Below are 8,487 nucleotides of genomic sequence, written 5' to 3' on the forward strand. Positions count from 1 at the left end.
CGGATGACCCAGCCACTGTTGGAACTCAAGGGCATCACCCGCAGCTTCATGGCCGGCGAGCGAGAATTCATCGCGCTCAAAGGCATTGACCTGAGCATTCATGCCGGGGAAATGCTCGCGATCATCGGTGCGTCCGGTTCGGGCAAATCCACCCTGATGAACATCCTCGGCGGCCTCGATTACGCCACCGCCGGCAGCTATAAAATCAACGGCATCGAAACCCGTTCACTGGGTGATGAGCAGTTGGCGGAACTGCGCCGCGATTACTTCGGTTTCATCTTCCAGCGCTACCACTTGCTCGCGCACTTGAGCGCCTTGCACAACGTGGAAATGCCGGCGATCTACGCCGGTACGCCGCACACCCAACGTCACAGCCGTGCGGGCGAGCTGCTTGCGCGCCTGGGCCTGGCCGGCCATACCGCCCATCGGCCCAGCCAGCTCTCCGGTGGCCAGCAGCAGCGGGTGAGTATCGCCCGCGCCTTGATGAACGGCGGCGAAGTGATCCTCGCCGACGAGCCCACCGGGGCCCTCGACACCCACAGCGGCAAGGAGGTGATGCGCATCCTCGCCGAGCTGCACGCCGCCGGGCACACGGTGATTATCGTCACCCACGACCCCAAGGTGGCGGCGAATGCCCAGCGCATTGTCGAGGTGTGTGATGGCGAGATCATCAGCGACAAGGCCAATCAGAGTATCGGCCTGGAGCTGCCCAGCGATGCGCCGATAGAGCCCAAGCGCAGCGGCCCCCGGCGCCTGGTGGCCAGCCTGGGGTTGTTCAAGGAAGCCTTCAACATGGCCTGGGTCGCGCTGGTGTCCCACCGCATGCGCACCTTGCTGACCATGCTCGGTATCGTGATCGGCATCACCTCGGTGGTGTCGATCTCGGCCATCGGCGAGGGCGCCAAACGCTATGTGCTCAAGGATATCCAGGCAATCGGCAGCAACACGATCGACATCTTCTCCGGCAGCAGTTTTGGCGACAGTCGCGCGTCGGCCATCGAGACCCTGATGCCCTCGGATGTGGAGGCGTTGAACCAGCTGTATTACGTCGACAGCGCCACCCCGGTGGTGGGCCGTAACCTGTTGCTGCGTTTCGGCAATATCGACCTGGATGCGCAGGTCAACGGGGTCAGCGACCGTTACTTCAAGGTCAAGGGCTTGAAGCTCGAAGCCGGGATTGCCTTCAGCGAAAGCGACGCGCGGCGCCAGGCCCAAGTGGTGGTGATCGACCACAACACCCGGCATCGCCTGTTCGGGCCGAATGTCGACCCGTTGGGCCAGGTGATTCTGGTGGGTAGCCTGCCGTGCACCGTGATCGGGGTAACCGCCGACAATAAAAACATGTTCGCTGCCAGCAAGGCCCTGAACGTGTGGGTGCCGTATGAAACAGCAGCGGGGCGCTTGTTGGGCCAACGCCATCTGGACAGCATCACCGTGCGCATCAAGGACGGCCAGCCCAGCAAGGTGGTGGAAGACAACGTAAATAAACTCATGTTGCAGCGCCACGGCACCAAGGACTTTTTCACCAACAACCTCGACAGCATCATGCAAACGGTGCAGAAAACCAGCCGCTCGCTGGCGTTGCTGTTATCGCTGATCGCGGTGATTTCGTTGCTGGTGGGCGGCATCGGCGTGATGAACATCATGCTCGTGTCGGTCACCGAGCGGACTCGCGAAATCGGCATTCGCATGGCGGTGGGCGCGCGACAGTCAGATATCCGCCAGCAGTTTCTGGTGGAGGCGGTGATGGTGTGCTTGATCGGCGGGCTGATCGGGATCTCGTTGTCCTACGCCCTGGGCTTTGTGTTTTCGGTGTTTGTGAAGGAATGGGAAATGGTGTTTTCCGTCGGTTCGATCATCACCGCGTTTGCCTGCTCGACGCTGATCGGCATCGTGTTTGGCTTTGTGCCGGCGAGGAATGCGGCGCGGTTGGACCCGATCGAGGCATTGGCGCGGGACTGAGTTGCAGCCTGTGGCGAGTGCGCGAAACACGCCAGGGTGTAGCGCGCACTCGTCTTGCGTGAGAGGCATCAAAGCTCACGCAAATTCAGGCGATTACCCAGCGCTGGTTTCCAGTTTGTTTTTCATTTCAAGGAACAATGCGGATAGCACTGCCAGCCTGGAGTCGATACCCAGGGTGCGGCTCTTGATGTCGTCTTCCGGGGCGCCGGTTGAAGCAAGCTGAAAGGGAATCTCAAGTTTTTGTGCCAGGGTTCCAATCTGTTGCTCAACGTGGTCAACCATCTCCTCAAGGGTATCCAAGCGCTCGTCATTTGTTTGCGCCAGCCATTGCAGGCTTGGTTTGACGGGCGGTTCACCGCGCAGAGTGCCCAACGTATTCACTACCTGAAAAACGTCACGTTGGCTCTGTTCGACCAACCGCCCCTCAGCAAGACTTTGCTCTGTAGCCGCAGGCGATGTCGGGTTGATAAGGTTATTTGTACCCTGGTTAAGAATGTTGATGGTGACGAAGGCGGTGATCGTAAAAGGCACTGTGACCGATGAGTTAACCAGTGCGGTTTTATAGGCATTTTTGAAGCTGAAGGGCGTCGCCGCATCCTTCACTTTTGCGTCGGCTTTAACCAATGCTTCTGCGTTGTCCTGAAGCTTACTTGAAGAAAAAGGTTCAACTTCAGCGCCGCGTACGCGACCGGAAACAGGCTGTTTAAACAGCGTGTCACGAACAGTTGCGTCTTTACGCGCTTGCCACTCCAGTTGATGTTTTGCTTTGTACTCATTCAACTGTGGATCAACCGCTGTGTTGGCAGTGTCGGTCGAGGTTTTAGGGGCGCTTGATTGGCCTTTAGTGTTGAAGTGTTCAATTTTTTTATCGATGGTTTTCTGATCGAAAACCCGAGTGTTCATGCTCGACGAGGAACTTGAAGCGCTGGAGCCGGCCGTCGATAGAGTTTTGGAGGAGGGCAGGGAGTCGGAACGTTTTAGGGTGTCAGTAAAGCCGCCAAACAGAGAAGTTATACGAGTCATAGTCTTTGCCTTATGAGTGGGTTACATAGGAAAGCTATCCGTTTCTTTCAGGGTATAAGTGGCGAAAACCGCGAGACACGTTCCGTTCATGGCGGTCGCCATGGCACAGACTGTACGGTCCTTTGTTACGCAATAATACTTCACGAGACTGAACGCCTGATCAGTAACACTCGCGGTGTCATTAGTTCAGGGCGCGCCCAGCAAACCAAATTGCCCTAGCTGAACGCCGTAGGGCACCTTGGTGACAGTGTTATAGGCATACCAACTTCCTTTTTTTAGTATCGCGACAGTGGGGTGCCACAGCGCATCCGCCTCGGAGAGAAAAAAGCCTTTGGCGATGGCGTTTTCTGTGTATGTCTGGCTGACGTTGTAGTGCGCGTAGTTACCTTTTAATCGCGATAACACGTCGTTGGCATTTTTTGTCAAAAACTGGATGTCTTTATAGCCGGCGTTCGCCGCCTTGTTTAAGTTTTTTGTAATATTGCGTACGTCGACAATACCGATGGACTCCCCAGCGCCAGCGATAAGCCCACTTTTGATGATGTTGAACCCACCGCGGCCGGCCTTGTACGCCTTACGGCCGGCGATTACGCCGGGGATGATAAAACCCAATGCGTCAAAGCCGATATCAAAAATAGCACCCGATACATCGCCTTTTATTGCACTTTGAATACCGTCGTAGAAAGGGATAAAACTCAGGAATAATTTCTTTAACTTAGCATCATAAACCTTGCCCTTTTCCAGTTCGGTGACGCCCGCCGAGGCCTGTTCAAGTGACTCATAGTCGCGAGTGAAAAATGTGCCCGGTGTAAGACCTAATGATCCGTTCCTGCTGGAAAAGTAAGCGCCGGGTATTGAACTCTGGGTCTCGGCTTTTTGGGGCTTGGCCTGAATGTCACCTAACTGGGATAGCAAATAGTTAGTGGGATTTCTCTGGGGTGCAGGCGCGTCAAAATAGGCACTGTCGTCAATATCAAGCCGAATGCCGGGTGGGTTAACGTTTGGGCTCCAACTTTTTGGAGGGTGCTCGGGGAGCGTAGTTGGGAAACCGTCGACACGGGTCAACTTTACTTGGCCCGGACTGTATCGGTAGTAGCTGACGTCGTCCTGTGAGTGCTCGACGCGGATGAGTAAAGCGTGCTTGCCTTTTAGCTTTTCTTCCTCCTCGTCAGTGTATTTCTGCGGTCGCAAGATTGCTTTTCCGTAGAAGTGGGTCTTCGTTGCCTTGGTGTAAGGGCGACGCAGTTCGTGGAAGCTCACCTGCGCGTTATCTATCTTTTCGCGCTCAGCGTCAGGTAATAAAGAAAGCTGGTACTTGAACTGAATGGCGATCGCAAGTTCATGGGACTGCCGGTACGCCTGGAAGTGTTCAGCGAACGTGGTCTTTATGTTCGGCTCAAGTTGGGCAAAGCGAAAACTTATCTGGTCGAACGGGAGGTTGTAGGTGTCTTTCGACTCCCAGCCCTTTGGGTCAATAGGGCCGGTCATGTAGATGTCGAGTAACGACACAGGCGTGTGCTTGACCCACGGGCGTTGCAGCACTTGCAGGGTCGGGTCGATGTTAGGAAACACCCGCTTCAATTCTGCCAGCGCCACCTCTCTTCGAGTCGGCGCGGGCGCACTCAAGGTTTTACTGGCCCATTCAAGTTCTTTTTGCTGCTTATTCAATGCCGTCAGTGCGGCGGTGAATTCGCTGGGCGTATATGTATGGCCTGCATTCCGTTTGATGACCCCATTCGCAATGCCCCAGCTGATAACAGGCAGGCGCCCAGCCTCGCTGAGCTGGTCGTCGCTTTCCAGTGAGGCAGAAGGGGCGGCCCCAAAAGCCATGACTTGGCTGAACGTCATGTTCGCCAACGCGCCGGGAACTTGCTGCTCTATGCGTGAAGCCTCGATGGCAAAATTGGCCCAGGTATGCGAGCCATAGACCAACTGCGGTGGCACGTTTTTAACCAGTAATTCTGGCGCCGCGGCGGTTAACAATAAACGCGCGGCGACCGGTGCGCCTTCTACCCCGACAGTACTTTCAAGGTGCAGGGTGAAGCGCCGGACAATCTCGGCATGCGAGGCGCCGGCGTTCTCGATGCTGTACAGGTTGTAGCCTGCAAGATTGAACGGCGACTTGCCGACGCCTGGATCAAGGGCCTGGACGAGTGCGGCACTCACGCTTTCAATTGCGCTGGTAGGTGTGTCGATGATCTTGAGCGTCGTTTGTATTCTTTTGCCCAGCTCTACGGCCTCGGGTGACCGGATCAATTGGTCCAACGCCGCGGATGGGTTGTCCCGGATAGCGAGCCGGGTGCTGTCTGGAAGGTTCTCAAGCAAGCGGTTCAACAACGTGGTGGCGGCCGGACCTGTCTGTGATGGCGTGGGTTGACTCGGGTGTTGCGTCATCCACTGTTTTACCTGCGTATTCATTCTGCGCAACGCGGTAGCGCCGAGCAAAGCCGCCGTTGGCCTGACCCCACCTGACGCTGGCCCAGGCGCCCGGTGGGCGAGGTCGAAAGACAGCGTCAGCGCCAGGCCATGCGCCTGTTCGCTATTAGTCGGCACCTTGGTTCCCTCGCTTTGCAGCACCTCGCTGAGGCTCATCCTACTGCGCCGCGTGGTGGCGAACAGCTCGGAGCGCGGGTCGATAGGGATCTGCACGTTATCGAGGTCAACGCGCCCATTGACGTCGTCAACCTGGGCCTTGAGCGCTTTCACCATGGCATGGCGGTTAGCGTCGTTTCCCAACAGCTGCGCCTGCGTCGACAAGGCTTCGTCGGAACGCGCCGACGCATAGCTGTCAGGCATCTCAAAGCTTGGGTGTTGTTTTATTTGCGCAAGGCGTGTTGCTGCTTGTGCCGGGGTCGGGTTGACGGGTTCGCCATAAAATTGCGCGACGATAGGCGCCGGTATCTGATCGTCTCGCCCATGCCAGGGAAATCGCACTTCCTGACCCGGTTCGGGGGCGAACAGCGTAAGGGTTGACAGCAACGTGCGGGAAACATCGGACCATCCAGAATCGTCTGACGTGGAAAACGTTTTCAACTGACCGTTTACATAGCCCCTGACCTCACCTTGGGAGGGGATGAATGTCAATGTGGTCTGTTCAAGCTTCTGCTCTTGGAGCCACTCCCGAAACCCCGGGTCTATAAACGCGTCATCCAGCTGGAGATACCAGCGGCCCAATGTGGAGTCCGGGTGGATGTCAACGCGAGGCGGTTGAAGCCATTCTTTGGCGGGCCCACTGCTGAGTGTTTTCGCAAATGACGTTGCCATCTGCGCATCACCTGCGGCGCGACTGTCGGTGTTGCGTGTTTCGGACGGTGAGCTGGCAGTCACGGCCTCATGGGACGTAGCCGGCACCAGCGCCTTTACAGGGGGGGCGGGCTGTAAGCGCGGCAGCGGTGGGGTAGAGACTTGCTGGACATTCATGACTGACCCTCAGGAGCGCATTCCGGTAGTTGCGGAACATCAATACGCACTGAGTGGGCGTTGCACGAAAAAGACGCTGTGGGAAAAGTCGACGTTCCAATAGCGATACTGCTACGGCGCACGTCTGAACATTATTGACGCATCAACGCTGGCTGACGGGCGCCTACGTCCGATGTCTCATGGGGCTTGCCTGCCCGCTCCCACAGGGCGATGCAATCGGCTCTGTGGGAGCGATTTTTCAGAGGGGCGTGGATGTACCCTCGTCGGTCGAATACATCCACCGCAACAACGAATGCCGCCCGCTGATCCCCAGCTTGATCGCTGCACGTTTCAGGTAGCTCTCGATCGTGTTGACCTTCAACGCCAGCTGCTCCGCCAGCTCCGGCGCGGTGCGCCCGGACAGCAGGCCGACACACACTTCCAGCTCACGGTTGGACAAGGTCAACCCCGATTGCACCAGGCGTTCTTCAATGCGTCGGCGCAAGGTTTCGAGGCCCTGGGTTTGCGCGGGCACCGGGTCGCTGTCCTGGCGGCACGGCTGGAGCGCGGTGATGTGTTTTTCTACCATCGGCAACAGCAAGGTGGAGAAGTCTTGCAGCATGCTGCGTTCCTGCGGCGAAAAGCTGTCGGACTGGTGTGAGCGGTACACCGACAGCACGTAGCGCATGTCGTCCTTGTGCCGGGTGAGGTGCAGTTGTGCGGCGGGCTGCTGCTCGCCCAGGGTCGCCACGGAGTCGGTGTAGACCGGGCTGATCTTGCGTCGCGTGTGGCCTTCGCGACTGACCTGCAGTTGGGTGATATGGGTGGCGTCCACTGCCAGTTGGGTGAGAATCAAGTCATGCAGCATGCGTGGGAAATGGCGACTGCCGGTGCTGGCGATGACCTTGCCTATATGTGGGAACAGGTGTGAGTTCATCAATTCATCCATGAGTTTCGGGTGCAGAGACCTATGCTAGTACAGCCTGGCGGAACGATGGGGATCCAATGTGGAAAAAGACGATTAACGTGGTAGGACCGGTCTGTCCGCTTTTGTGGGAAAGAACCACGCAGGGTCTAGAACTATCGCACGGCGTGGGCTGCTGCCACGGTTTGGCGCGGTGATTGGGGGGATATCCGTTATTTGGGTAATGGCTGATATTGGTTCCGCTCTTACAGCGGGTCACTTTTGAAAAGAGCCCAAAAGTAACCAAAAGGCTCTTGCCCCACCACTCGGCACCTCGCTCACGCTTCGGTGTGCCCGCACGCAGCCTTGAATCCGTGGGCCGCCGCGATGGGCCATCCATGGCCCAGCGCGGCTAACCCGGCGTCCTGCCGGGTTACCCACGGATTCAAGCCCGCGTGCGGCCAGCGTGGTTAATGGGGCGCCTCAGATCAAGATCAAAAGCACGGCGGCCTGACAGCCGGCCTGAGTGGTGTAGAGCAAAAGCGCGGGTTGTGGGCTGGCTTGGCGGCCTTGGACCCGACCGAAATTACGTCTGTTGACTGCCGTCAAAATGTGGGAGGGGGCTTGCTCCCGATAGCGGTGGGGCAGTCACAGATGCATTGGCTGACACACCGCTATCGGGAGCAAGCCCCCTCCCACATTTGAACCGAGTGAGGCTTCAAGGATCAGGCCGGCTGCCAGGCCGCCTTGCTTTGTTTTTGATCTGGTCCTTACATCCTTTGCGCGGGTTGTGGGCTGGCTGGCGGCGTTAGATCTGACCGGAGTTACGTCTTTTGATTGCGGTCAAAATGTGGGAGGGGGCTTGCTCCCGATAGCGGTGGGGCAGTCACAGATGCATTGGCTGACACACCGCTATCGGGAGCAAGCCCCCTCCCACATTTGAACCGAGTACGGCTTCACCGATCAGGCCGGCTGCCAGGCCGCCTCGCTTGGCTTTGTTTTTGATCCGGCCCTTACATCCTTACCGCTGACGAAGTCAGCGATCTCTTGATCTAGCGCTCTTGATCGTGATCTTGATCTTAGGCGCCCCATAAAAACACGCTGGCCGAACGCAGGCTTTGGAGCGTGGGCAACCCGGCAGGACGCCGGGTTAGCCGCGCTGGGCCATGGATGGCCCATCGCGGCGGCCCACGCTCCAA

4 protein-coding genes are annotated in these 8,487 nt (G+C 57.5%); 1 reads left to right on the forward strand and 3 read right to left on the reverse strand.

What is annotated here, in order from left to right:
* Positions 1–3 precede the first annotated feature (3 nt).
* Positions 4–1,962, forward strand: a complete 1,959-nt coding sequence (locus tag GIW02_RS20585; protein ID WP_236413752.1) for a MacB family efflux pump subunit — start codon at positions 4–6, stop codon at positions 1,960–1,962.
* A 93-nt stretch (positions 1,963–2,055) separates the two neighbouring features.
* Here the strand turns inward: GIW02_RS20585 and GIW02_RS20590 are convergent, their stop codons facing one another.
* The 3 genes from GIW02_RS20590 to GIW02_RS20600 all read right to left on the reverse strand — a co-directional run bounded on the left by GIW02_RS20590 (position 2,056) and on the right by GIW02_RS20600 (position 7,321).
* The gene (locus tag GIW02_RS20590) at positions 2,056–2,985 is read right to left on the reverse strand and encodes a hypothetical protein (RefSeq protein WP_236413750.1); all 930 of its coding nucleotides are present in this window, start codon (positions 2,983–2,985) and stop codon (positions 2,056–2,058) included.
* Positions 2,986–3,171: 186 nt separating this feature from the next.
* Positions 3,172–6,405 (reverse strand): hypothetical protein, encoded by a 3,234-nt coding sequence (locus GIW02_RS20595; protein WP_236413747.1) that lies wholly within the window; start codon positions 6,403–6,405, stop codon positions 3,172–3,174.
* A 238-nt stretch (positions 6,406–6,643) separates the two neighbouring features.
* Positions 6,644–7,321: a helix-turn-helix domain-containing protein gene (locus GIW02_RS20600; RefSeq protein WP_236413745.1), complete on the reverse strand. Its 678-nt coding sequence runs from the start codon at positions 7,319–7,321 to the stop codon at positions 6,644–6,646.
* Positions 7,322–8,487: the final 1,166 nt, after the last annotated feature.

Source organism: Pseudomonas syringae (assembly GCF_021606685.1).
Taxonomy (GTDB): Bacteria; Pseudomonadota; Gammaproteobacteria; order Pseudomonadales; family Pseudomonadaceae; genus Aquipseudomonas; species Aquipseudomonas syringae_R.